The following is a 22,795-nucleotide window of genomic DNA, read 5'->3' on the forward strand; positions in this document are numbered from 1 at the left end:
AGATGATATGTCTGCAGGCCGGGAGGAGGCCGCGCCGGACTGGTGATGCCATTCGTCAGGGCGTCGTGAAGTCGATACGCGATCTCTCGGTCGCCTGCAAATTCCCGAAAAGAAAACGGCCGGGCTGCAAAGCCCGGCCGTGTCTGTTTTCAATCAAGGTCGGCCGTTATGCCGGGCGACGCTTGCGGCCCTGCTGGCCACCTTCGTTGCGGCTTGCGCCACCGAACTTGACCGGACCACGGGCTTCGCCCTGCTTCTGGCCCGCACCCGGCGCGCCCGCCGGACGGCCCTGGCCGCCGCGGTGGTTGTTGCGCTGTGCGCCCGGTTCATGGGCGCCGTGTGCTGCATGCTCGGGCTTGCCGTGACCATCCTTGCGAGCCGGACGGCCTTCGCCGCCGAACTGCTTCTTCGGACGGAAATCCGAGGTCGAGGTCAGGTCGTTGTCGCCATGCGACTGAGGTGCTGCCTCTTCACGGCGCTGGCCGCGAAAATCCTCGTTGCGACGGGCCGGGCGAGCCGGACGGCCACCCTGCGGACGATCACCTTGGGGGCGTGCGCCCTGCGGACGCTCGCCACGTTCTTCCGTACGGGCGCCGGCTTCCGCATTGACGCCATCGCCGAGCGGGCGACGGGCAGGGCGTTCGCGACGCGGACGACCTTCGCCGGATGCATTGCGGCCTTCGCCGCCGCCAGCATTGCCACGGCCGCCACGGCCCTGGGACTGGCCACCACGGTTGCCGCCGCGATTGTTGTTGTTGCCATTGCCACGCACTGGACGGTTCATCGTCTCGGGACGTTCACCCGAAGCGGTGGCGATCTCGATGCCCATCAGCTTTTCGATGTCGCGCAGCAGCATCGTTTCGTCGGGTGCGCAGAACGCGATGGCGATGCCGTCGCGACCGGCGCGGGCCGTACGACCGATACGGTGAACATAGGCGTCCGGCACTTCCGGCAGATCGTAGTTGTAGACGTGGCTGACGGCCGGAATGTCGATGCCGCGGGCGGCAACGTCGGTGGCGATCAGTGTCTTGATCTCGCCGTCACGGAAACCCTTCAGCGCGCGTTCGCGCTGGCCCTGGCTCTTGTTGCCGTGGATGGACGCGACCGAGAAACCGATATTGTCGAAATGCTTCATCAGCTTTTCGGCAGTGTGCTTGGTGCGCATGAAAACGATCGAGCGACCGTCCGGGTTCTCGAGCAGCGTCTTGCGCAGGATTTCCGTCTTGTCGCCCTTGCCGGCAACGAAGTGGACATACTGCTCGACCTTGTCGGCGGCCTTGCCCGGAGGCGTCACTTCGACCTTGACCGGATCGGTCAGGAATTCGGAGGCCAGATCGGCGATCGCCTTCGGCATGGTCGCCGAAAACAGCATGGTCTGACGTTTCTTCGGGACGATCTTGGCGATCTTGCGCAGGTCATGCACGAAGCCGAGGTCTAGCATCTGGTCGGCTTCGTCGAGGATCAGGAAGCGCACGGTGGTCAGGCCGATAGCGCGACGGGAAACCAGATCGAGCAGACGGCCGGGGGTGGCGACGAGAATGTCGGTGCCCTTTTCCAGCTGCAGCTGCTGCTTGTTGATCGACACGCCGCCAACGACGAGGTTGATCTTGAGCGGACGGCCCTTGATGAAGGTCTTCAGGTTGGCGGCGATCTGGTTCACCAGTTCGCGGGTCGGGGCCAGGATGAGGGAGCGCGTCGTGCGGTTGTCGGGACGACGGTCTTCGGCGAGCAGGCGCTCGATCAGCGGCAGGCCGAAAGCGGCGGTCTTGCCGGTACCGGTCTGTGCCAGGCCGATCAGGTCGCGGCCTTCGAGCAGCAGAGGGATAGCCTTTTCCTGAATGGGAGTAGGCGTTTCGATCCCGAGCTGCGACAGCGTTGCGACGATCTGCTTGGAGACGCCAAGCGTTTCGAAATTGGTCAAGTCAAAAACCTTTCGGGGCGCCAAAAGCACGTGTGCCGGCGCGGCACCATGCCGGGTCGGCTGCTTCTGGCGTCAAGAACCCCGCGTGAAGTGGGAACTTGTGTGTTGGAAAATACTTTCCAGCGCTTGAACCCTCGTCTTGAGGGCGATCTATCTGTGCGCCTTGTTCCTTCTTCGCGAATGCATAATTCGTCGCGGGGCCAGCTCACGCGGCGGCCGGAAGGTGAAAGCTTGGCGCCATGTGGCTGTTTTCTGGCAAAAAGTCAAGAGCAGTGCCGCCAGCCGCCGGGATGGCATCCCGCCTGTTTTCGACGGTCATGTGTGTTATACTCGCCAAGATTGCTGGAATGTGCCTGCGGGGACAACCCATTGTTAACCATCCGCATGATGATATCCCGCGATCTGATGACATATCGAATCACGCGTTGCGAGTGCGCGCGCGGTCAGCGAGGGCGGGTTGACAAGCGATAGCGAGCTTTTGGGCGTGGCCTGCGAGCGGATCAACGATCTGCGCACGCCCGCCTTCATCAAGGACAGCGCCCTGCGTTATGTCGCGGTCAACGATGCCTATGCGCGGCTGTTCGGCTTCTCCCGCACCGATTTCCACGGCAAGCGCACGTTCGATCTGGCCGAGCATCTGGATACGTTCGATTGCGAGGAAAAGGAGCGCCGCACGCTGGTGTTCGGCACCGACGAAACAGCCCTGTCGTTCGACGAGCATGGTGTCACCCGCCACAAGATCCATATCGAACGTTTTCTGACCGAAGATGATCGTGCTTACGTTTACGGCGTTCTCGAACCCATGGGCGATGCTCCGGTCATGGACATGGTGTCGCGCATGCCGGTGCCGGAAGGCGGATTTATCGAGGAGGCCGGCGAGGGGATTGCCCAGTTCGCCGAGGATGGCCGGCCGGAATTGCAGGAACTGCTGCTCAACGATGCGCTTGATCTGCTCGATATCGGCGTCGGCATCTATGGCGAAGATGATTACAGCGACGACAAGACGCTGATCTATTGCAATGCGCAGCTTGTCCGCTTCTTTGCGCCTCTTGGCATCGATATCGCCCCCGGCATGACCATCGCCGACATATTCGGTGCTGCCTATGATCGCGCCTGCGAGCGCGAGCCGGAACGCATGCCGGAAAAAAATCCGGACAAGGCCATCTGGGTCGCCGCACGGGTTGCCCGCTTTGGTCAGCCTTATAGCGACATCATCGAGCGCATGCCGGGTGGGCGCTGGCTGCGCAGCGTCAATAAACGCCTCGACAATGGCCTGGTGATTTCGCTGCGCATCGACGTGACCGATTTCAAGGAGCAGGAAACCCAGCTGCGCGAAAAGGCCAAGCAGAGCGAGCTTTTCCGCGCCGTGCTGGAAGACCTGCCGGTGCCGGTGTTCTTGCGCGATGCAGACCGTCGCCTGACCTTCGCCAACGACGCCTATGAGGAAATGCTGGGTGGCAAACGCGAGGATTTCCTCGGCAAGACGGAAGCGGAAATGTTTCCCTCTGCCGGCCAGCGTTTCGTCGAAGAAAATACCCGCGTGCTGCGGGACGGCACGCCGATCGACAAGGTCGAGGAAGTCACCTTTCCGGATGGCGACGTCATCCCCGTCATCACCCGCCTTCGCCGCATCATTTCACCGGATGGCGAACGTCATCTCGTCTGTTCGCGCACCGACATCACCATGGTCAGACAAGCGCAGGACAAGGCCGAGAAGATGCATCGGGATCTGCAGACGATCCTCGATGCCATGCCGGTCGGCATCGGCATTCTCGATCCCGATCTGCGTTTCGAATATGCCAATTCCGCCTTTTACGGCTTCTGGGATGCCGGCGAGCAGTTCGAACTCAAGGGCCGCACCTACCGGGATTTTCTCAAGGTCAATTACGACCATGGCATCTATGCCGGTGATCCGCGTTCGTTCGACGAGATTTATGCCGAGCGAATCCATCGCCTGACGGGGGAGGAGGATGGACCGCCGATCGAGGTGACGAGCCGCGACGGACGCACGATCGTCATTTCCGGCACGCCGCTCACCGGCGGCAAGATGCTGTTGAGCTACATGGATGTCTCGGCGCTGCGCAAGCGCGACGAGGAGGTGCTTGAGGCGCGGGCTGCGCTGGAACGGCAGGGCGCGCTGATGCGCGATGCCACCAGCGCCATGAGCCAGGGCCTGCTGATCCTGCATGACGGGCTGATCGTCTTTTCCAACAACGCGCTTGCCGCGATGCTGGACCTGCCGGACGATCTTGCCGGTATCGGTTCCGCATGGCGGGATATCTTTCGTTTTTGCCAGAAACGGGGCGATCTCGGCAGCCACGATCAGGCCATGGATGCGCTGCGCTCCTGGGAAACCAGCATGGAGCTTGGCAAGTCGGTCGCTCTGACCTTCCTCATTGCCGAAAAGAAATGGGTGCAGATCGAGGCCAAGCTGACCGGAGACGATCACTGGCTGGCGGTCTTCACCGACATTACCGAACTGAAGCAGCGCGAGCAGGACCTGACCCGGTTGCTGCAGCGCGCCGAAGCCGCCGACCGCGCCAAATCCGAATTCCTCGCCAACATGAGCCACGAAATCCGCACGCCGATGAACGGCGTGCTGGGCATGGCGGAACTTCTGTCGAAATCGCAGCTCGATCCGCGCCAGAAGACCTTCATCGACATCATCGTCAAATCCGGCAATGCGCTGCTGACGATCATCAACGACATCCTCGATTTCTCCAAGATCGATGCCGGCCAGATGAAGCTGCGCAAGGCGCCTTTCGATCCGGTCGAGGCGATCGAGGACGTGGCGACGCTGCTGTCGTCTTCCGCCGCCGACAAGGATATCGAGCTTTTGGTGCGCGGTGATGTCACCGTGCGGCATACGGTGATGGGTGATGCGGGCCGTTTCCGTCAGATCGTCACCAATCTTGTCGGCAACGCGGTCAAATTCACCGAAAAGGGCCATGTCTTCATCGAGCTGTCGGCGACGCCTGCGGCAGACAACCAGCTGCTGCTGGCGATCCGCATCGAGGACACCGGCATCGGTATTCCCGAAGACAAGCTGCGCACGGTGTTCGAGAAATTTTCGCAGGTCGATACGTCGTCGACGCGTCGTCACGAGGGGACTGGTCTGGGCCTTGCGATTACCGCCGGTCTGGTCAACCTGTTCGGCGGTTCGATCGGCGTCGAGAGCAAGGTCGGGCGTGGTTCGATCTTCACGGTCAGCATGCCGTTCGAGGTGGTGAGTGAGCGCAACAACGCACCGGCGCTGCCGCTTGCAACCGAAGGCGCAAAAATTCTCGTCATCGATGACAATGCCGTCAACCGCCGTATTCTGACAGAACAGCTCGGCATGTGGGGTTTTGATACGGTGGCCGCCGATGGCGGGCCGGAGGGGCTGGCAGTGCTTGCCGAAGCCGCCCGTCTGGGCATCACCATCGATGCCGTCGTGCTCGATTATCACATGCCGGAAATGAACGGTATGGAGGTGGCAGCGCATATCCGTGGCGATGCTCGTTTTGCCGATATAGCCATCGTTTTCCTCACCTCGATGGACATGGCCGGCGACGACAGCGTGTTTGCCGCCATGAATGTGCAGGCGCACCTGATGAAACCGGCGCGCGCCAATCTTTTGCGCAGCACGATCGTCGATGTGGTGCGTGGTGTCCGCACCCGCCGCCGGGCGGCTGGCGAAGCAGACGTGTCGGCACTCGGTTCCGGGGGCCTGGCGGCGCGGCGGCATCGTCAGCCCGTCGCGGCCAGCGCCCCGGCCCCTGCTGTCGCTGCTGTCGAGGTCATTCTTGAGCCGTCGCTGCATGTGCTGGTCGCGGAAGACAATGACGTCAACCAGATCGTCTTTACGCAGATCCTGCAATCGACCGGCCTCAATTTCCTGATCGTCAAGAATGGTGCCGAGGCGGTGGATGCCTGGCGCGAGCGTGATCCGGCGGTCATCCTGATGGATGTGTCGATGCCGGTGATGAACGGCCATCAGGCGACGCGGAAAATCCGCGAGATCGAAAGCGGTCAGGGCGGACATGTGCCGATCATCGGCGTGACGGCGCATGCGCTGGAAAGCGACCGCGAGCTTTGCATCGCTGCCGGCATGGACGACTACCTGTCCAAGCCGATCAGTCCGGAGATGCTGGAGCAGAAGATCAATGCCTGGCTGGGAACAGGCGCGGTGAGCAATGCCGTGCGGTAATGAGAGCGCTCTCTGAACACTGCGCATCATAAAGAAACCCGGCATCCGGCATGCCGGGTGTCGAGTTTGTGCAACGCTTCGAATATTTTCATTTTCTGAATGGTCGCGATATTGCGAAGTTATGCGTCGTTGCTTAAACGCGGCGCCAACTCCACATACCTCAATCAGGAAGGGGCCGGGAGATGATCTCTCCTGCCGCAAAGCATGACTTCTGACGTCACGATGGTCGTAACCAGTTGCCGGCGATTTGATCTTCTTGAAAGAACTCTCCGGTCCTTCTTTTCTTACAACGACTATCCGCTCAAGGAAGTCATCGTCATCGAGGACAGTGACGACGAGGGCATTTTCAAGATAGCCGACATGTTTCCAGATCAGCCGATCCGGATCATCTTCAACAAGGTGAATATTGGCCAGTCGCGATCCGTCGACAAAGCCTACGCGCAAGTCGAAACCCCTTACATCTTCCACATCGAGGACGATTGGGAATTTACCAATTCCGGCACCATTGCCGCGCTGAAGGAAGCGCTGGTGGCCGAGCCCGACACTCTGCTGGCATTGGCGCGCACGGAATCCGACATGCAGGGTTATGTGCGCAGCATCCGCACCCGCACGAAGAACGGCGTCTCCTACAAGCGGCTTTATCCCGAGCTGCATTTCATGTGGTACACATTCACCTTCAATCCGAGCCTGAAGCGCACGGCCGACTATCGCCAGATTGCCGGCGGTTACCATGCGATCGGCAACGAATATGCGCTGAACCAGTATTACAAGGCGCAGCGCCGCACGATGTGCTGGGTGATGGGACAGGATGTGCGGCACATCGGCGGGCATGGCCGCAGCAATTACGGCAAGCAGAAAAATCCTTTGCTGAGCCGTAGCAACTGGTCGAAATGGTCGCAATCGGCGCAGCGCAAATTCTGGCACGGTCTGCGCAAACTGGGCATCGATACGGAGTTGCCGCAGCGATGGCTTACGCCGCGGCCGAAGGTGGCTGGCTGACGTTCAGCCTTTTGTCCCGCACAACATCTCGCGCTTGCCGGCAAAGCCCGGCCGGCGCTCGACGGTAAAACCGGCTGCCTGCAGGTTGCGACGTACGAAGCCGGCGGCGGCATAGGTGGCGAACGAGCCGCCCTCCACCGTCTTTGCGAAAACCGCCGACATCAGCTCCGGTGACCACATGTCGGGATTACGCGACGGCGCAAAGCCATCGAGGAACCATGCGTCGAACGGTGTTTCGTGGCGGGCGACATTGTCCATTGCCGGGCCGCATACGACGGTTAGCGTGGTCTGCTCATCCAGCTTCAATTCGACACGGCCATGCGGATCGTCCGGCCAGAGCGCTGTCAGCGCGGCGCGTTCGGCATCCAGTTCCGGCCAGTGCGCAAGTGCCCGATCAATCGAGGCGCGGTCCATCGGATAAAGTTCGAAAGAGGTGAAGTGCAGGCTTGCGCCTGCATGCCGCAGCTCTTTCCATTGTCGCCAGGTTTCGCAGAAATTCAGGCCGGTGCCGAAGCCGAGTTCGCCGATCGCGAAATTTTCGGCACCGTTCCAGCGTTCCGGCAGGCCATTGCCGGCCAGAAAGACATGACCGCATTCCAGGCGGCCATCGGTCTGGCAATAAAAATGATCGCCAAACTGCGGCGAATAGGGCATGTCGCCATCACGCCAGTCGAGAGGCTGGGCTTCCGGAATCTGATTGGGATCTGTCATGGGAAATGCCGATAATCCGGCTGCGTCGTCCGGTCAATCGTCCACCGACCTGTTGATCATCGGTGGTGGCGTCATGGGCCTGTGGGCGGCGGTGAAGGCGCAGCGGCTTGGTATGCGTACGATCCTCATCGATTCCGGTGGTCTGGGGCAGGGTGCCAGTTACGGTCTGGTCGGCGCGCTGATGGCGCATCTGCCCGACAAGTGGAGCGACAAGAAGCAGTTTCAGTTCGATGCGCTGGTGGCGCTGGAAGACGAGGTTGCCCGGCTGGAGAGCGAAACAGGCGTGTCCTGCGGGTATCGTCGCTGCGGTCGGTTGATCCCGTTGCCGAAACCGCATCTTGCCGATATCGCCCGTCGCCATTCACTGGATGCCGAAACCCGGTGGCTTACCGGCGACCGGCAGTTTCATTGGCATGTGCTGGACAAGACACCGCATCCCGAATGGCTGAACGCTTCGATCGGCGAGGCCGGTGTCGCCCATGACACGCTGGCCGGCCGGGCTTCGCCGCGTCGCTTCGGCGCGGCACTGGTGGCAGCCTTGAAGCAGGGGCATCATGTGCGGATCATCGAGAACAATGGCGTCGTCCGGTTCGATGGGCGCGAGGCGATCCTTGCTGACGGCAGTCGTATCGCCTTCGGCCACGCCATCGTGGCGAATGGATATGAGGCCTTTCCGCTGCTGGAAACTCTCGGCGCGCCGCGTCTGCTCGGAATGCCGGTCAAGGGGCAGTCGGCGCTGCTGAAGGCCCATGTCGATACCAGCCTGCCGGTGATCTTTCTGAAAGGTCTTTACGTGGTGCCGCATGAGGGTGGCACGGTCGCGATCGGCAGCACCAGCGAAGAGGAGTTCGATGAGCCGTTTTCCACGGACGACAAGCTCGACGCGTTGATCGCGCGTGCGCGCGAAATCTCGCCGATGCTCGCCGATGCGCCGGTGGTGGAGCGCTGGGCAGGCCTGCGGCCCAAGGCCATTGATCGCGACCCGATGATCGGTCGTCACCCCGACCATCCGCATATTCTGGCGCTGGCAGGCGGCTTCAAGGTCAGCTTCGGGGTCGCGCACAAGCTGGCCGATGCCGCGCTGGACGCGCTGGCCGGAAGGCCGATGGCCGTGCCGCCAAGCTTTTTATTAGAAAATCATCTCACAGTCGCGCGAGCAGCCGTATAGACCCCGCGAATCGTCGTCATCCTGTTACGCAAATCACCTAACCCGGTTTTCGGGAAGCTTGAGCAATGCGTGAATAACAACCGCAATCAGGATGATGACGCATGCGCTATTCAATCAATTTTACGCCGCCGGCGCATGATCCGCTGACGCTTGCCGCAGCCCAATGGCTGGGGCGGCATGCCTTTTCGGGCGCTGCCTTCGATCATCCGGCGATGCGTGCCCTGAGCCTCCATGATATTTCCTTCAACACGGCGCTGCCGCGTCGCTCCGGTTTCCACGGCGCGCTGCGCCCCACATTCAAGCTGGCACCCGGCGTGACAGAAGCGGAACTGCTGCGCGACCTGATGCGCTTTGCCGGCAAGCAGCGGCCATTTGCGCTGCCGCTGCTGGAAGTGGTCCGTATCGGCACCCAGTTCGCGCTGGCTCCCGTCATTCCCTGCCAGTCGATGCATCTGCTCGCCGGTGCTGTCGTCACCGAGTTCGAGCGTTTTCGCCTGCCGATGCCTGATGACGAGATGGAACGTGCCGACCCCGGCAATCTCTCCGCCGGCCAGCTCGCCAACATGCTGCGCTGGGGCGATCCCTATCTGATGGACGAGTTTCGTTTCCACATGACGCTGACCGGCCCGCTGGCGCCGACCGATCTCGCCAAATTCGAGACGGCTTTGCGCGGCTATTTCGCCCCCATCCTCACCGATCCTGTCGAGGTGACGAACCTTGCCCTGTTCGTGGAGGAGGAGCCGGGTGCGCCGCTGACGGTGCATTCGCTGCATCCGCTCGGACGCGTTTCGGCGCGTCGCACCGCCTGATCCCCTGAACGCTCACAGATCGCATCTCGACATTGATGCCAGACGGCTGTTACCGTTCGGAAAAACGCATCGAGGGGATGTCATGCTGCTGCCGATCGAGAGCCCGCGCAATTTTGTCGGTTACGGGCGCAATCCGCCTGATCCGAAATGGCCGGGCGGAGCGAATATCGCCGTCCAGTTCGTGATCAATTACGAGGAGGGCGGCGAAAGCTCGATCCTCGATCAGGACAAGGCCTCCGAAAATCTGCTGTCCGAAATCGTCGGCGCCGCCGCCTGGCCGGACCAGCGCAATCTCAACATGGAGTCGATCTACGAATACGGTTCGCGCGCCGGCTTCTGGCGGCTGTGGCGGCTTTTCACCGACCTCAAGGTGCAGACCACGGTTTATGGCGTGACGCTGGCCATGGCCCGCAATCCGGAGGCGGTGTCGGCGATGAAGGAGGCCGGCTGGGAAATCGCCAGCCATGGTTATCGCTGGCTGGAATACAAGGATTTTTCGGAGGCCGAAGAACGCGCCCATATTCTCGAAGCGGTGCGCCTGCATGCCGAGCTGACGGGCGAACGGCCCTATGGAATGTATCAGGGAAAGCCATCCGATAACACGCTGAAACTGATTATGGAGGAGGGCGGTTTCCTCTATTCATCAGATAGTTATGCCGATGATCTGCCCTATTGGGTGAAAGGCGTGGATGACAAACCGTTCCTGATCATTCCCTATACGCTTGAAACCAACGACATGCGGTTCGCTACCCCGCAGGGGTTCAATTCCGGCGACCAGTTCTTCGCATATCTCAAGGATGCCTTCGATACGCTTTACCGCGAAGGACAGGAAGGCGCGCCAAAAATGCTGTCGGTGGGGCTGCATTGCCGGCTTGTCGGGCGGCCCGGTCGCGTGGCAGCCTTGCGGCGTTTCGTTGAATACGTGCTCGGCCATGACAAGGTATGGATCCCGCGGCGTGTCGAGATCGCGCGGCATTGGCATCAGCACCACCAGCCCGCAGGTGCCCTTTGACGGCGCGTGGAGATTTCATCGCAAAATTCGGCGGCGTGTTCGAACACTCCCCCTTCATCGCCGAGCGCGCCTATGATGCCGGCTTCGTGACCGTGCCGCTGACGGCCAAGGGACTGCACGACGGCATGGTTCTGGAATTCCGCAATGCCGGGCGCGAGGAGCGGCTCGGCATCCTGCGCGCCCATCCTGATCTCGCCGGCAAGCTGGCGATATCGAGCGAACTCACGGAGGACAGCCGCAAGGAACAGGCTGGCGCCGGTCTCGACCGGCTGAGCCCGCAGGAGCATGCGCGTTTCACTGAACTCAACAGCGCCTATACGCAAAAATTCGGCTTTCCCTTCATCATTGCCGTCAAGGGGCTGAACAGGCAAGATATCCTTGCCGCCTTCGAGAGCCGCATCGATAACGGTTTTGACGAGGAGTTCGAGACGGCGGCAGAACAGGTGGAGCGCATCGCGTTGCTGCGGTTGCAGGCGCTGTTGCCGGAGCGGTGATCCGCTTATATTGTCGTGGCAAGGAGATATGCCGCCATGAGGCCATCGGAAGTCCTGAACAAGAACAGGCAGGCCATCCGCGAAGCGACAAAACGCTTCAATGCGGCGAACCCGCGTGTATTCGGTTCTGTTGCGCGTGGTGAGGATGGCGTTTCAAGCGATATCGACATTCTTGTCGATACACTGCCCGATACGACGCTGCTCGATCTTGGCGGCCTTCAGGATGCGCTGGAGACGTTGCTTGAGGCGAAGGTCGATCTCGTCACGTCCAAGGGTATTCGCAGCGCCATGAGAGAACGTATTCTGGCCGAGGCGATGCCTATATGACGGCTGAACGGCTGCGTGAGTATCTGGACCGGATGCATGCCGCCGCCGAGCAGGCCCGTGCTTTCATGGCGGGTATGTCTGAACCCGGTTTTCTGGAAGATGAGCGCACCCAGATGGCGGTCGGCATGGCATTCGTGCTGATTGGGGAGGCGGCGGCGCGGATAATGACACATCACCCGGATTTCCCCGTCGATCACCCGCAAATTCCATGGTCCAAGATCAAGGGCATGCGCAATATCGTCGTCCACGATTATCATGAAGTCGAATTGCCGGTGATCTGGAGGACAGTGAGGGATGAATTGCCAAAATTGATCAATGATCTGGACGAACTGCGAAACTGGCGCGCCCAGGGCGAATGACGACAAAGGCCAATCATTGACTGACATTCTCGACATCCTGCCTCTCACCCAAGCCGGCTTCGACCGTTTCGGCGATGTCATTGAGGCTGATCCTTCCCGTATGCGGCTGATCAACAACGGCACCACCGAGCGTTTTCACGCGCTCGCCGAACCCGTCGCGATCGGTCAGCCGGAGCGGCTGATCTTCAACATCTTTCGCGGACAGCCTCGAAAATTTCCCCATGCAATCGACATGATGGAACGGCACCCGTTCGGCACCCAGAGTTTTGTGCCGCTCTCGGGCCGTCCGTTTCTGGTCGCCGTCTCGGATGACGAGGGCGGTCGGCCTGGGCGTCCGCTGGTGTTTCTGGCGCAGGCGCATCAGGGCGTGAACTATTTTGCCAATACCTGGCACCATCCGTTGATGGTGCTGGCCGACGTCAGCGATTTTCTCGTTGTCGATCGTGACAATACGGCGGAAAATCTCGAGGAATATTTCTTCGAAACCGCCTATCGCATAACGGAGCCAGACCTATGACCGGCCTCACCACCCATGTGCTCGATACGGCCAGCGGCAAGCCCGCCGAGGGACTTGCCATTGATCTCTACCGTATCGACGGCGAGTGGCGCGAAAAGCTGAAAACGGTGACGACAAACAGTGACGGGCGGGTCGATGGCGGGCCGCTGTTGATCGGCGACACCTTTGCCACCGGCACTTACGAACTGGTATTTTATGCCGGTGATTATCTGCGCCGCCATGGCGTGGCGCTTGCCGAGCCGGCCTTCCTCGATATCATCCCGATCCGTTTCGGTATCGCCGACGTGACGGCGCATTATCACGTGCCCTTGCTGCTTTCGCCTTACGGCTATTCGACCTATCGGGGGAGCTGATGCGTTTTGCTGCGATCGCCGACATCCATGGCAATCATGCTGCCCTGCAGGCGGTGCTGGAGGATATTGCCGCTCTCGGCATTCGCGACATCGTCAATCTCGGCGATTGTTTCAGTGGTCCGCTGGAGGCTGGGCACACCGCCGATCTTCTGCTGCTTCTCGATATGAACGCGGTGCAGACGGTGCGCGGCAATCATGACCGTTATCTTCTGGAAACCCCGCCCGAGGCGATGGGGCGCTCCGACGCGCACGCGCATGGACAACTTGCACCACGGCATTTCGAATGGCTGCGCAAACTGCCGACAAGCATGGTCTGGCGCGAAGACGTGTTTCTCTGTCATGCGACGCCGAGCAAAGATGATGTCTACTGGCTGGACAAGGTGTCAGGTGAGGGGAATGTCGTACTGCGCCCGCAGGCCGAGATCGAATCATTCGCCGAAGGCGTGGAGCAATCGCTGATCCTGTGCGCTCACAGCCATCTGCCGCGTGTCGTTTCGCTTTCGGACGGGCGGATGATCGTCAATCCCGGCAGTGTCGGTTGCCCGGCCTATCATGACGATGAACCAGTGCCGCACGATGTCGAGACGGGGCATCCGCTGGCGAGTTACGTCGTTCTGGAAAAGGCTGAGCGCGGCTGGACACCGCAATTTCGCACCGTCGCGTATGATCACATGGCGGTGTCGCGGCTGGCAGCCGATAACGGCCGAGCAGACTGGGCGGCGGCGATTGCCACCGGTCGCATGGGCTGAACCGGCCTGTTTTTCCGAAATAGTGTTGCGCAAATGCGATGAACTGCCTGCGCTGTGGGCTATGCGACGATTTGGCTTGAAAAACACCTGTTGATGGCGCAATGCCGGGCCATGCGGCTTTTGCGGATGCAAAAGCCTTTGTTCTGCAGCAATAACCGGATACTGCCATGTCCCCGACATCTCCCGGCGCCGCACCGCGCCGTCTCACCGCCCAGGATTTTCGCACGCTTGGCCTTGCCGCCCTCGGCGGTGCGCTGGAATTCTACGATTTCATCATCTTCGTGTTTTTCGCGGCCGTCATCGGCAAGCTGTTTTTTCCGGCCGACATGCCGGAATGGCTGGTGCTGATCCAGACCTTCGGCATCTTTGCCGCCGGTTATCTGGTGCGCCCGCTCGGTGGCATCGTGCTCGCCCATTTCGGCGATCTTTTCGGCCGCAAGCGGGTTTTCGCGTTTTCGATCCTGCTGATGGCGCTGTCGACGCTCGGCATGGCGATCATGCCGACCTATGCGACGATCGGCGTTCTGGCGCCGATCCTGCTGGTTCTCATGCGCGTCCTGCAGGGCGCGGCCATTGGCGGTGAAGTGCCCGGTGCATGGACCTTTGTTGCCGAACATGTGCCTTTGCGCCGTGTCGGTTTCGCCTGCGGCTTTCTGACTTCCGGCCTGTCGCTCGGCATCCTGCTCGGATCGTCCATCGCCACCGTCATCAATACCGTTTTCACGCCTGAAGATGTGGCCGCCTATGCCTGGCGCATCCCCTTCCTGCTCGGCGGTGTCTTCGGCCTTCTGGCCGTGTGGCTGCGTCGCTGGTTGCAGGAAACCCCGATCTTTACCGAGATGAAGGCCAGCCGCGCGCTGGCGCCGGAACTGCCGCTCAAGACCGTTCTGCGTGACCATGGTCGTGGTGTCATCATCTCCATGCTGCTGACCTGGGTCCTGTCGGCTGCCATCGTCGTCACCACGTTGATGACCGCGACACTGTTGCAGAAGATCTATGGTTACACGGCGCAGCAGTCGCTGGCGGCAACCAGTTTTGGCACGGTGTTTCTGATCTTCTCGACCTCGGCAGCGGGTGCGATCGTCGACCGTATCGGTTCCGGCCGCTTCTTCACCGTTGGTGGCGTTTTGTTCGGCGCCGCGACCTCGGCGTTTTACAGCTATGCCAGTACCTCGATCACCGTCATGTTCGCGCTTTATGCGGTCATGGGCCTTGCGGTCGGCATGGTCGGTGCCGTGCCTTATGTCATGGTCCGCGCGTTTCCGGCGCGCGTGCGTTTTTCCGGCCTGTCCTTTTCGTATAACGTCGCCTATGCCATCTTCGGCGGCCTGACGCCGATTGCCGTCACCTCCATGCTGGCCGTCAACCCGATGGCACATGCCTATTATCTGCTGTTCATCGCGGCACTGACGGTTGCGCTCGGCATCTATCTCAGCCTGCGTGGCGAGACGGTGGAAGCGGCAGCCGGTATCGAGGAACTGACGGAGCGTATGGCGCGCAACTGATCGACGCTTCAATATTCCGGAACGTGATGGGGGATGCGCCGATGGTGCATCCCCCATTCGTTTTTCGGGATGGAACTTTGCGGGGTTTACGGCGTTCTCAGTCGCTCCCAGTGACGATAGAAAAGGAATGCGTTTTGGCCCGAGATCTTAATTCCACCGTCGAAGCCCTGCAGGAACAGCTTTCGCAGCTCCGCTCCACGCTGCAGCATCAGGCTCGCGAAAAGGCTTCGGAGGCCTCGTCCTACCTCTCGCCGCGCGCGAACCGTCTGTCCAAGGAATTGAGGAGCGAGGGATTTGGTCTCGCTGAAGCGGCAAAACGCCACCCGACCGCAGCGACCGGCGCAGTTTTCGGCGCGCTTGCACTCGGCGCCGTGATCGGCCTGTTTCTTTCGGGCGCCGTACGCGACCGCGATTGATAAGGCCACTGCTTAAAATTTGAAAGGCGCCCGCCGCAATTGCCGTCACAAAGACGGTGGATGCAGCGGGCGCTTTGCGTTTCAGAACGGATTTGCCGCAATCACGTTGGAATTGACATCCTTGATGTCGCGCTTGCCGCACAGGGCCATGGTGATGTCCATTTCCTTGCGGATGATTTCCAGCGCGGCCGTGACGCCGGGCTTGCCCATGGCGCCAAGGCCATAGAGGAATGGGCGACCGATGAACGTGCCCTTGGCACCGAGCGCCACCGCCTTCAGCACATCCTGACCGGAGCGGATGCCGCCATCGATATGCACCTCGACACGATCACCGACCGCCGACACGATTTTCGGCAGCATGCTGATCGATGACAAGGCACCGTCGAGCTGGCGGCCACCATGGTTGGACACGATGATCGCATCGGCGCCGGTGTCGGCTGCCGCACGCGCGTCTTCCTCGTCGAGAATGCCCTTGATGATCAGCTTGCCGCCCCACAGATCCTTGATCCAGCGGATATCATCCCACGAAAGGCGCGGATCGAACTGTTCCGCCGTCCAGGCGCTGAGCGAGGAAAGATCCGACACGTTGGAGGCGTGACCGACGATATTGCCGAAACCACGGCGTTTGGTCTGCAGCATGTCGAGGCACCAGAACGGCTTCGTCGCCAGTTGCAGGGCGCTGTTCAGCGTCCATTTCGGCGGTGCCGACAGGCCGTTGCGCAGGTCCTTGTGGCGTTGACCGAGGATCTGCAGGTCGGCGGTGACAACGAGCGCCGAGCAGCCCGCCGCCTTGGCGCGGCCGATCAGGCGCTCCACAAAACCGCGATCCTTCATCACGTAAAGCTGGAACCAGAATGGTTTCGTCGTGACGGAGCGCACATCCTCGATCGAGCAGATGCTCATGGTCGACAGCGTGAACGGCACACCGGCCTCTTCGGCAGCTTTTGCCGCCAGCATTTCGCCATCGGCATGCTGCATGCCGGTCAGACCCGTCGGCGCCAGCGCCACCGGCATGGACACATCCTGGCCGACCATGGTGGTGGCCAGCGAGCGGTTGGTCATATCGACCAGCACGCGCTGGCGCAGTTTTATCTTCGAAAAATCGTCTTCATTGGCGCGGTAGGTACCTTCGGTCCAGGCACCGCTATCGGCATAATCGAAGAACATTCTGGGCACCCGGCGGCGCGCCATTGTCTTCAGATCGGCGATGGTAAGCGGCTTGGACATGATACGTCTCCCTCCATGACATGGTGTCAGAGAGGTAGCATATGGACCGGACGAAGGAAGACGAATTCGATGTTGTGGCAACATTTTATAGTGCCGTACCAGCTGCAACGCGATCTCCAAAGCAAACGGTGTTTCAGGCCGCGTCTTTTGCCGGTCGAATGGGCTGGATCAGAATTTCAGCCGGAATGCCCAACTCAGAATGCAGGCGGCGGATCATTTCCAGCGAAAGCGGACGCTTGCGATTGAGGATCTCTGCGACCCTGCCGCGGCTGCCCAGGAGAGGCTCCAGATCCTTGCGCGTCAGATCCTGTTGCTCCATGCGAAAAATGATGGCGTCGATGGGGTCAGGCAGGTCGACGGGGTCGTTGGCGCTCTCATAGTCATCGCCCAGCGTGACAAGCCGATCGAGATTGTCGGCCTCTGGTGTGCCGGCCTCTGCTCCCCACAAGGTCTTCAGCAGCGCAGTCGCCGCGTGATAATCAGCCTCGGTGCGGATGGGCTTGAGTTCAATCATGTTCCACCGTTGCCACTTATGAAACTATCACGCTCCCGAATTGGGTGCAACAATCGCGCTCTTCATCGCCACGCCCGCCACATAGGTCTCCACCACGGCGCGGTCGTCGCCCATGGTCTGTAGCAGAAACAGTTCTTCCGGAAGCGTCTTTACCGTTTCCATGCGCAGCCGCATGGCCGGCGTGGAGGCGGCGTCGAGCACCACCAGATCCGCCGTCGAGCCGATCTCCAGCGTGCCGATATCACCCTCCATCGACAGCGCTTCGGCATTGCCGCGCGTCATCAGATAGAAACTTTCGAGCGGGTTGAGGCGTTCGCCGAGCAACTGCTGGATCTTGTAGGCCTCGTCCATCGTCTTCAGCATGGAATAGCTGGAGCCGCCGCCGATATCGGTGGCCACCGAAACGCGTAGCGGTTTTTCCCGCCGCATCAACGCCTTCAACGGAAACAGGCCTGAACCGAGAAAGAGATTGGAGGTCGGGCAGTGGACGGCGATGCTGCCTGCTTCAGACAGCGCGTCCAGTTCGCGCTCGGAGAGGTGGATGGCGTGGCCGAGCAGCGTCTTCTGGCCGAGCAGGCCGTAGCGCGCATAGATGTCGGTGTAATCGGTGGCTTCAGGATAGAGTTCGCAGGTGTATTTGATCTCGTCGTGGTTTTCCGACAGGTGCGTCTGGATGAACAGGTCGGGAAACTCCTTCGCCAGCGCCTGGGCGGCCTGCATCTGTCCCGGTGTCGAGGTGATGGCGAAACGTGGGGTGATGGCGACGTGGTTTCGGCCCTTGCCGTGCCACTGCTCGATGACGGCGCGGGTTTCATCATAGCCCATTTGTGGCGTGTCGAGCAGGCCCTGTGGAGCATTGCGGTCCATCATCACCTTGCCGCCGACCATGCACATGTTGCGCTTCAGCGCTTCGGCGAAAAAGGCGTCGGCCGAGGTCTTGTGGACGGAACAATAGGCAACGGCTGTCGTGGTGCCGTGGCGCAGAAACTCGTCGTAGAAATGCGTGGCGATGCGGGCGGCGTGATCGCTTTCGACGAAGCGGCATTCCTCCGGAAACGTGTAGGTGTTCAGCCATTCCAGCAGGTTGGCGGCGTAGGAGGCGATCACCTGCATCTGCGGGAAATGAACATGCGTATCGATGAAGCCCGGCAGGATCAGATGCGGGCGGTGGTCGATCTCTACCGCATCTTCGGGCGCCCCGGCCTTCACCGCCGTGTAATCGCCGATTGCGGCGATCTTTCCGGCAGCATCCACCAGCAGGCCGCCATCGTGCTCGTAACGATAACTGTCGCTATCGGTCAGCGAGTGGGGCGCGCGGTGGAAGGACAGGAGGCGTCCGCGGATCAGGGTGCTTGTCATCTAAAACTCTATTTCGCTGCCACGCTGCTTTCATACCATGCAACCAGCAGTTTGCGTTCTTCCGGCGTGAGGTCGGTGACGTTGCCGGGCGGCATGGCGTGGCTTCTTCCCGCCTGGATGTATATCTCGCGGGCATGGGCGGCAACCTCGCCATCGGTTTCCAGCTTCACCGACTTCGGCGTGAACGTGATGCCGTCCCACACAGGTTCGGCCGCATGGCACATCGAACAGCGGCTGGTGACGATATCGCGGGCCGCCGGAAAATGCACATTCGAGGCGAATGTCTGTTGCATCGGGGTCATGCTCGTCTCGGTCTCGCCGGTCAGCACCTTGGGCACGGTCGACAGCCACATGATGGTGATGAAGATCAGCACCGTCACCAGCCATGTCCATGTCGGCTTGCCCTTGCGGGCGTGGGTGGTATTGAACCAGTGCCTTATCGTCACGCCCATCAGGAAGACGAGTGCTGCAATCACCCAGTTGAACTGGGTGGCGAAGGCCAGCGGATAATGGTTGGACAGCATGAAGAAGATGACGGGCAGCGTCAGGTAGTTGTTGTGGAGAGAGCGCTGCTTGGCGATCTTGCCGTATCTGGCATCCGGCGTGCGCCCGGCGATCAGGTCGGCGACGACGATCTTCTGGTTGGGAATGATGATGAAAAACACGTTGGCCGACATGATGGTGGCAGTAAACGCGCCCAGATGCAGAAAGGCGGCGCGGCCGGTAAACACCTGCGTATAACCCCAGGCCATCGCCACGAGTACGATGTAGAGCAGAACCATCAAGCCCCAGGTGTTGTTGCCGAGCGGCGATTTGCAGAGCTGGTCATAGATGATCCAGCCGATCGACAGCGAGGCCAGCGACAGGCAGATCGCCTGCCAGGGCTCCAGTTCCATCACCGTGCGGTCGATCAGGAACAGGTCGGCGCCGCCGTAATAGACGATGCAGAGCATCAGGAAACCCGACAACCAGGTGAAATAGCTCTCGTATTTGAACCAGGTCAGGTGTTCGGGCATCTGCGCCGGCGCCACCAGATATTTCTGGATGTGATAAAATCCGCCGCCATGCACCTGCCATTCCTCGCCATGGGCGCCGACCGGCAGATGCGGCCGTTTCACCAGCCCCAGATCGAGTGCGATGAAATAGAAGGATGAGCCGATCCAGGCGATGGCGGTGATGACATGGAACCAGCGAGCCGCAAAGCTCAGCCATTCCCAGGCGATCGCATATTCGTACATTCGGGTTCCCCGTTTTTTATTCCCCGACTCGATACTGTGAGGAAAAAACACGCCGGAGGGAAGGGGATAAGCAGGGCCGCGACATTGCAACTCAAGCCATTATAGCGATGGAACCACAATCGGGCATCCACGTTTTAGAATTTGCGCACATATAAATTGTGCATCGCAAGATTTGCCAATTAGCCGGCTAAGCCGACTCAGCTAATATTCCACATGCAAGGCAGCCGGTGCGGTTGAGTATTGCAGTTCACCGGAGGTGCATTCATCAACGGAGAATGAGCTTATGCGCAGTATTCTGGCGAGTGTGATGATTGCGTACGCATCCGGTGCGGCGGCCCACGAGGCACATACCGGCTGGAAATACGAAAGCTATTGCTGCAACGGCGATAATCATACCGGCGATTGCCAGATGATCCCGACCAAGAATGTCAGGATCGTCAAGGGCGGCTATGAGGTCATCCTCGGCCCCGGCGACCACCGGCTGATTACCCGCAATCATGATTTCAAGCTGCGGCAGAGCGAGGCACGGCGCTCGAAGGACAGCGAATATCATGTCTGCCTCTATCCCAACGAGGATACGCTGCGCTGTTTCTACGCGCCGGATATGAGTTATTGAGGCGGTACCTCAGTCCTGAAACGTCGGCATCATCTTGCGCATGAATTCGCGAAACGCGCGGATTTTTGGCGCATTACGACGGGATTCCGGATAGGCGAGCCAGTAGTCGGAGCCGTCACTGGCGAGCAGGTCGAATGGCTGGTAGAGGCGGCCGAGCGCCACGTCATCGGCGTAAAATTCGGGTTTGAGGATCGCCACACCATGACCGGCGATGGCTGCTGCTGCCTCGAACGCCTGGATGCCGCCGAAACGGCTGGTCGGCCGCCCTTCCAGATCGATGCCCGGCAGGCCGGCTGCTTCGAACCACAATACCCACCAGGGATCGCTGGCATCGATGATCCTGACTTTCAGAAGATCCGCCGGCTCCCTGATGCCGCCGACGGATTCGGCCAGTTTCGGATTGAGCATTGGCGTGAAATGGCTTTTCATCATGAAATGCGATCGCAGCCCCGGCCATTGCCCGCTCTTGCTGCTGCGGATCGCCACGTCCGCTTCGGTCTTGGAAAAATCGATGGTTTCCTGCGAGGTTTCCATACGCACGGCGATCTGCGGATTTTCCAGCTGGAACGTTCCGATGTGATGGGCAAGCCAGCGGGATGCGAACGTGGCCGTGGTGTGGATGATCAGCGTGCCATCCGACTGGTGGCGCGTGCTGGCAATGGCGTCGCTGATCGTCTCAAAGGCCTCGGAGATTTTTGGCGCCAGCCGCTCCCCCGCATCCGTCAGCGATACCTGCCGCGGCCGGCGCAAAAACAGCGGTTCGCCGATCGTGTCTTCCAGCAGTTTTATCTGATAGCTGACCGCCGTCTGGGTCAGCCCCAGTTCTTCGCCCGCCTTGGTGAAACTCAGCAGCCGGGCGGCGGCTTCGAACACGCGCAATGCATTCATCGGGAATTGGCGCGACAGTTTCATGGATAAGTTCTCTTGATCCGTACAGACGGTAATTCGATTGGATTACCATCACTTTTCGGCGCAACTTACGCTCACCAACATCAAATGCAAGCGGGGTTTCCCGCAGGGCAGCGCGACCGGAAAACAAGGTTTTCCGGGATGACGGCGTGCGCCCGAAATCAGGAGTAAGACGATGTTATCGATCCTTCAGCAGCCCTTTGCCCGGCTCTGGCCGGATGTGGATTTTTCGCGTCTCTTCGGCCGCGTCGCGACGCCCAAGCCGGAAAGCATCGACCTGCAGGCCTTGCCGGAAAACCTGCGCCGCGACCTCGGCGTTCTGGATGGCCGCAGCGCGCGGGGAGAGCGCGATCAGGAGGGTGCTTATGGTGCAATTCGCCTGATCACGTCCCAGCGGCCTCTGTGACGGATTTGCGCGTCTCGGATGACAGGGCCGGAGCACTTGCCAACATGCCGCTGATCCAGGCGTGGAAAGCTCTGACCTTTGGTGCATTGCGTCGCGCCGGCGGATAGGCGAGCCAATAGGTTTTGCCGTCGTCGATGCTGATATCGAAGGGTTGGATCAACTGGCCGGATGCCAGCTCACGCTCGAAGAAAAACGGGGCGAGCATGGCCACACCATGGCCGGCAATCGCAGCGTTCGCCTGCAGGTCAAGTGCGCCAAAAGTGTTGAGGTTGATATGCCGTATCTGCCCCGGATCAAGCCCGATATTCTCGAACCATCCGGTCCAGATATCCTTGGTGTCAGAAATCCACGGCAGTTTCAGCAGGTCGGCCGGTTCATTGATGCCGCCAATGCTTTCTGCCAGCCGGGGATGCAGCATCGGCGTGTAATCGAGCTTCATGAGAGGGTGGCAAACCAAACCCTCCCATGGTTTGTCGGAAATATGGATGGCGACATCGGTTGGAATACGATCGCAATCGATCGCACCCATCGTGCGTGTCAGCCGGACGGAAATGCCGGGATTCTGCAGCTGGAAATCACCGAGGTGTTTTGACAGCCAGTGCGAGGCAAAGGTTGGTGGTGACTGGATTTCCAGCGTTTCGCCGGATGCCTGCAATGCGTCCGCCATAGCGTCGGACAGAAGCGCAAAGGCTTCCGTCACCTTGGGCCGCAGGCGTTTGCCACTTTCCGTCAGTTGCAGATCGCGTGGCTTGCGGATGAACACGGTGTCGCCGACGAAATCCTCCAGAAGCTTGATCTGGTAGGTGACGGCCGTCTGCGTCATGCCAAGCTCTTCCGCCGCGCGGGTAAAATTGCCCAGGCGTGCGACCGCTTCGAAAACCCGGAGCGCATTCAGCGGAAAGCGGCGAGACAATTTCATCGATAAGCTCTCTTGATCGTCGCCGATCGTAATCGAATTGGAATTGCCCGACAATCGGGTGCAACCATCACCGCATGC

Annotated in this window: 23 protein-coding genes; 15 read left to right on the forward strand and 8 right to left on the reverse strand. The window is 60.4% G+C overall.

Features of this window, described 5'->3' with window-relative positions; genetic code table 11:
• Positions 1-166: 166 nt before the first annotated feature.
• Entirely contained in the window at positions 167-1,921 is a 1,755-nt protein-coding gene (locus AAIH70_RS08765; RefSeq protein WP_132271827.1) for a DEAD/DEAH box helicase, read from the reverse strand.
• A 457-nt stretch (positions 1,922-2,378) separates the two neighbouring features.
• Between AAIH70_RS08765 and AAIH70_RS08770 the strand changes: the two genes are divergently transcribed.
• Together AAIH70_RS08770 and AAIH70_RS08775 are read left to right on the forward strand one after the other, a co-directional pair.
• On the forward strand, positions 2,379-6,110 hold the full coding sequence (locus tag AAIH70_RS08770; protein ID WP_132271829.1) for a PAS domain-containing hybrid sensor histidine kinase/response regulator: 3,732 nt from the start codon (positions 2,379-2,381) through the stop codon (positions 6,108-6,110).
• A gap of 204 nt (positions 6,111-6,314) precedes the next feature.
• Positions 6,315-7,109: a glycosyltransferase family 2 protein gene (locus AAIH70_RS08775; protein ID WP_132271831.1), complete on the forward strand. Its 795-nt coding sequence runs from the start codon at positions 6,315-6,317 to the stop codon at positions 7,107-7,109.
• Positions 7,110-7,112: 3 nt separating this feature from the next.
• Here AAIH70_RS08775 and mnmD read toward each other — a convergent pair whose 3' ends face one another.
• Positions 7,113-7,820 carry a tRNA (5-methylaminomethyl-2-thiouridine)(34)-methyltransferase MnmD gene (mnmD, locus tag AAIH70_RS08780; RefSeq protein ID WP_132271832.1) on the reverse strand — a complete coding sequence of 236 codons (708 nt, stop codon included), beginning with the start codon at positions 7,818-7,820 and terminating at the stop codon, positions 7,113-7,115.
• On the opposite strand from mnmD, the gene AAIH70_RS08785 reads away from it, so the two are divergent.
• The 11 genes from AAIH70_RS08785 to AAIH70_RS08835 all read left to right on the forward strand — a co-directional run bounded on the left by AAIH70_RS08785 (position 7,819) and on the right by AAIH70_RS08835 (position 15,529).
• Positions 7,819-8,988, forward strand: a complete 1,170-nt coding sequence (locus tag AAIH70_RS08785) for an NAD(P)/FAD-dependent oxidoreductase (RefSeq protein ID WP_132271834.1) — start codon at positions 7,819-7,821, stop codon at positions 8,986-8,988. The two genes, mnmD and AAIH70_RS08785, sit on opposite strands and share 2 nt — an antisense overlap.
• Before the next feature lie 101 nt (positions 8,989-9,089).
• On the forward strand, positions 9,090-9,797 hold the full coding sequence (locus AAIH70_RS08790; RefSeq protein ID WP_132271836.1) for a DUF1045 domain-containing protein: 708 nt from the start codon (positions 9,090-9,092) through the stop codon (positions 9,795-9,797).
• A gap of 82 nt (positions 9,798-9,879) precedes the next feature.
• Positions 9,880-10,809, forward strand: a complete 930-nt coding sequence (gene puuE, locus AAIH70_RS08795) for an allantoinase PuuE (protein WP_430033847.1) — start codon at positions 9,880-9,882, stop codon at positions 10,807-10,809.
• Complete coding sequence (gene uraD, locus AAIH70_RS08800; protein WP_132271839.1) at positions 10,806-11,303, forward strand: 2-oxo-4-hydroxy-4-carboxy-5-ureidoimidazoline decarboxylase; 498 nt, start codon at positions 10,806-10,808, stop codon at positions 11,301-11,303. Before puuE ends, uraD begins: the two co-directional genes overlap by 4 nt.
• Positions 11,304-11,339: 36 nt before the next feature.
• A complete protein-coding gene (locus AAIH70_RS08805; RefSeq protein ID WP_132271841.1) occupies positions 11,340-11,630 on the forward strand; it encodes a nucleotidyltransferase family protein in 291 nt (96 codons plus the stop codon).
• Positions 11,627-11,989 carry a HepT-like ribonuclease domain-containing protein gene (locus tag AAIH70_RS08810; RefSeq protein ID WP_132271843.1) on the forward strand — a complete coding sequence of 121 codons (363 nt, stop codon included), beginning with the start codon at positions 11,627-11,629 and terminating at the stop codon, positions 11,987-11,989. The genes AAIH70_RS08805 and AAIH70_RS08810 overlap by 4 nt, the downstream gene beginning before the upstream one ends.
• 16 nt (positions 11,990-12,005) lie before the next feature.
• A complete protein-coding gene (locus AAIH70_RS08815) occupies positions 12,006-12,506 on the forward strand; it encodes an ureidoglycolate lyase (protein WP_132271844.1) in 501 nt (166 codons plus the stop codon).
• A complete protein-coding gene (gene uraH / locus AAIH70_RS08820) occupies positions 12,503-12,859 on the forward strand; it encodes a hydroxyisourate hydrolase (RefSeq protein WP_132271846.1) in 357 nt (118 codons plus the stop codon). Before AAIH70_RS08815 ends, uraH begins: the two co-directional genes overlap by 4 nt.
• Positions 12,859-13,608 carry a metallophosphoesterase family protein gene (locus AAIH70_RS08825; RefSeq protein WP_132271848.1) on the forward strand — a complete coding sequence of 250 codons (750 nt, stop codon included), beginning with the start codon at positions 12,859-12,861 and terminating at the stop codon, positions 13,606-13,608. Before uraH ends, AAIH70_RS08825 begins: the two co-directional genes overlap by 1 nt.
• 167 nt (positions 13,609-13,775) lie before the next feature.
• On the forward strand, positions 13,776-15,113 hold the full coding sequence (locus AAIH70_RS08830) for an MFS transporter (RefSeq protein WP_132271850.1): 1,338 nt from the start codon (positions 13,776-13,778) through the stop codon (positions 15,111-15,113).
• A 134-nt stretch (positions 15,114-15,247) separates the two neighbouring features.
• Positions 15,248-15,529 carry a hypothetical protein gene (locus tag AAIH70_RS08835; protein ID WP_132271852.1) on the forward strand — a complete coding sequence of 94 codons (282 nt, stop codon included), beginning with the start codon at positions 15,248-15,250 and terminating at the stop codon, positions 15,527-15,529.
• 81 nt (positions 15,530-15,610) lie between these two features.
• Here the strand turns inward: AAIH70_RS08835 and AAIH70_RS08840 are convergent, their stop codons facing one another.
• From AAIH70_RS08840 to puuD, 4 genes are all read right to left on the reverse strand, one after another.
• Positions 15,611-16,756, reverse strand: a complete 1,146-nt coding sequence (locus tag AAIH70_RS08840) for an alpha-hydroxy acid oxidase (RefSeq protein ID WP_132271854.1) — start codon at positions 16,754-16,756, stop codon at positions 15,611-15,613.
• A 133-nt stretch (positions 16,757-16,889) separates the two neighbouring features.
• Entirely contained in the window at positions 16,890-17,270 is a 381-nt protein-coding gene (locus AAIH70_RS08845) for a helix-turn-helix domain-containing protein (protein ID WP_132271855.1), read from the reverse strand.
• Between the two features lie 27 nt (positions 17,271-17,297).
• The gene (guaD, locus tag AAIH70_RS08850) at positions 17,298-18,629 is read right to left on the reverse strand and encodes a guanine deaminase (protein WP_132271857.1); all 1,332 of its coding nucleotides are present in this window, start codon (positions 18,627-18,629) and stop codon (positions 17,298-17,300) included.
• A gap of 8 nt (positions 18,630-18,637) precedes the next feature.
• Positions 18,638-19,867, reverse strand: a complete 1,230-nt coding sequence (gene puuD, locus AAIH70_RS08855; protein ID WP_132271858.1) for a urate hydroxylase PuuD — start codon at positions 19,865-19,867, stop codon at positions 18,638-18,640.
• A gap of 283 nt (positions 19,868-20,150) precedes the next feature.
• Here puuD and AAIH70_RS08860 point away from each other — a divergent pair, with 283 nt between their 5' ends.
• Entirely contained in the window at positions 20,151-20,483 is a 333-nt protein-coding gene (locus AAIH70_RS08860) for a hypothetical protein (protein ID WP_132271860.1), read from the forward strand.
• A gap of 9 nt (positions 20,484-20,492) precedes the next feature.
• Here the strand turns inward: AAIH70_RS08860 and AAIH70_RS08865 are convergent, their stop codons facing one another.
• Positions 20,493-21,395: a LysR substrate-binding domain-containing protein gene (locus AAIH70_RS08865; protein WP_132271862.1), complete on the reverse strand. Its 903-nt coding sequence runs from the start codon at positions 21,393-21,395 to the stop codon at positions 20,493-20,495.
• 172 nt (positions 21,396-21,567) lie between these two features.
• Between AAIH70_RS08865 and AAIH70_RS08870 the strand changes: the two genes are divergently transcribed.
• Positions 21,568-21,798 carry a hypothetical protein gene (locus AAIH70_RS08870; RefSeq protein WP_132271864.1) on the forward strand — a complete coding sequence of 77 codons (231 nt, stop codon included), beginning with the start codon at positions 21,568-21,570 and terminating at the stop codon, positions 21,796-21,798.
• Here AAIH70_RS08870 and AAIH70_RS08875 read toward each other — a convergent pair.
• The gene (locus AAIH70_RS08875; protein WP_430033854.1) at positions 21,776-22,717 is read right to left on the reverse strand and encodes a LysR substrate-binding domain-containing protein; all 942 of its coding nucleotides are present in this window, start codon (positions 22,715-22,717) and stop codon (positions 21,776-21,778) included. The two genes, AAIH70_RS08870 and AAIH70_RS08875, sit on opposite strands and share 23 nt — an antisense overlap.
• Positions 22,718-22,795 lie beyond the last annotated feature (78 nt).

Source organism: Neorhizobium sp. BT27B (genome assembly GCF_050455485.1).
Lineage (GTDB): Bacteria > Pseudomonadota > Alphaproteobacteria > Rhizobiales > Rhizobiaceae > Neorhizobium.

What these genes read in the sequence shown, in the direction of transcription:
- AAIH70_RS08825 (WP_132271848.1), top strand. Translation starts at nt 12,859, where the DNA reads ATGCGTTTTGCTGCGATCGCCGACATCCATGGCAATCATGCTGCCCTG.
- AAIH70_RS08785 (WP_132271834.1), top strand. Translation starts at nt 7,819, where the DNA reads ATGGGAAATGCCGATAATCCGGCTGCGTCGTCCGGTCAATCGTCCACC.
- AAIH70_RS08775 (WP_132271831.1), top strand. Translation starts at nt 6,315, where the DNA reads ATGACTTCTGACGTCACGATGGTCGTAACCAGTTGCCGGCGATTTGAT.
- AAIH70_RS08845 (WP_132271855.1), bottom strand. Translation starts at nt 17,270, where the DNA reads ATGATTGAACTCAAGCCCATCCGCACCGAGGCTGATTATCACGCGGCG.
- AAIH70_RS08860 (WP_132271860.1), top strand. Translation starts at nt 20,151, where the DNA reads ATGCGCAGTATTCTGGCGAGTGTGATGATTGCGTACGCATCCGGTGCG.
- puuD (WP_132271858.1), bottom strand. Translation starts at nt 19,867, where the DNA reads ATGTACGAATATGCGATCGCCTGGGAATGGCTGAGCTTTGCGGCTCGC.
- uraH (WP_132271846.1), top strand. Translation starts at nt 12,503, where the DNA reads ATGACCGGCCTCACCACCCATGTGCTCGATACGGCCAGCGGCAAGCCC.
- AAIH70_RS08790 (WP_132271836.1), top strand. Translation starts at nt 9,090, where the DNA reads ATGCGCTATTCAATCAATTTTACGCCGCCGGCGCATGATCCGCTGACG.
- AAIH70_RS08875 (WP_430033854.1), bottom strand. Translation starts at nt 22,717, where the DNA reads ATGAAATTGTCTCGCCGCTTTCCGCTGAATGCGCTCCGGGTTTTCGAA.
- AAIH70_RS08805 (WP_132271841.1), top strand. Translation starts at nt 11,340, where the DNA reads ATGAGGCCATCGGAAGTCCTGAACAAGAACAGGCAGGCCATCCGCGAA.
- AAIH70_RS08810 (WP_132271843.1), top strand. Translation starts at nt 11,627, where the DNA reads ATGACGGCTGAACGGCTGCGTGAGTATCTGGACCGGATGCATGCCGCC.
- AAIH70_RS08865 (WP_132271862.1), bottom strand. Translation starts at nt 21,395, where the DNA reads ATGAAACTGTCGCGCCAATTCCCGATGAATGCATTGCGCGTGTTCGAA.
- mnmD (WP_132271832.1), bottom strand. Translation starts at nt 7,820, where the DNA reads ATGACAGATCCCAATCAGATTCCGGAAGCCCAGCCTCTCGACTGGCGT.
- AAIH70_RS08840 (WP_132271854.1), bottom strand. Translation starts at nt 16,756, where the DNA reads ATGTCCAAGCCGCTTACCATCGCCGATCTGAAGACAATGGCGCGCCGC.
- AAIH70_RS08830 (WP_132271850.1), top strand. Translation starts at nt 13,776, where the DNA reads ATGTCCCCGACATCTCCCGGCGCCGCACCGCGCCGTCTCACCGCCCAG.
- puuE (WP_430033847.1), top strand. Translation starts at nt 9,880, where the DNA reads ATGCTGCTGCCGATCGAGAGCCCGCGCAATTTTGTCGGTTACGGGCGC.
- AAIH70_RS08870 (WP_132271864.1), top strand. Translation starts at nt 21,568, where the DNA reads ATGTTATCGATCCTTCAGCAGCCCTTTGCCCGGCTCTGGCCGGATGTG.
- guaD (WP_132271857.1), bottom strand. Translation starts at nt 18,629, where the DNA reads ATGACAAGCACCCTGATCCGCGGACGCCTCCTGTCCTTCCACCGCGCG.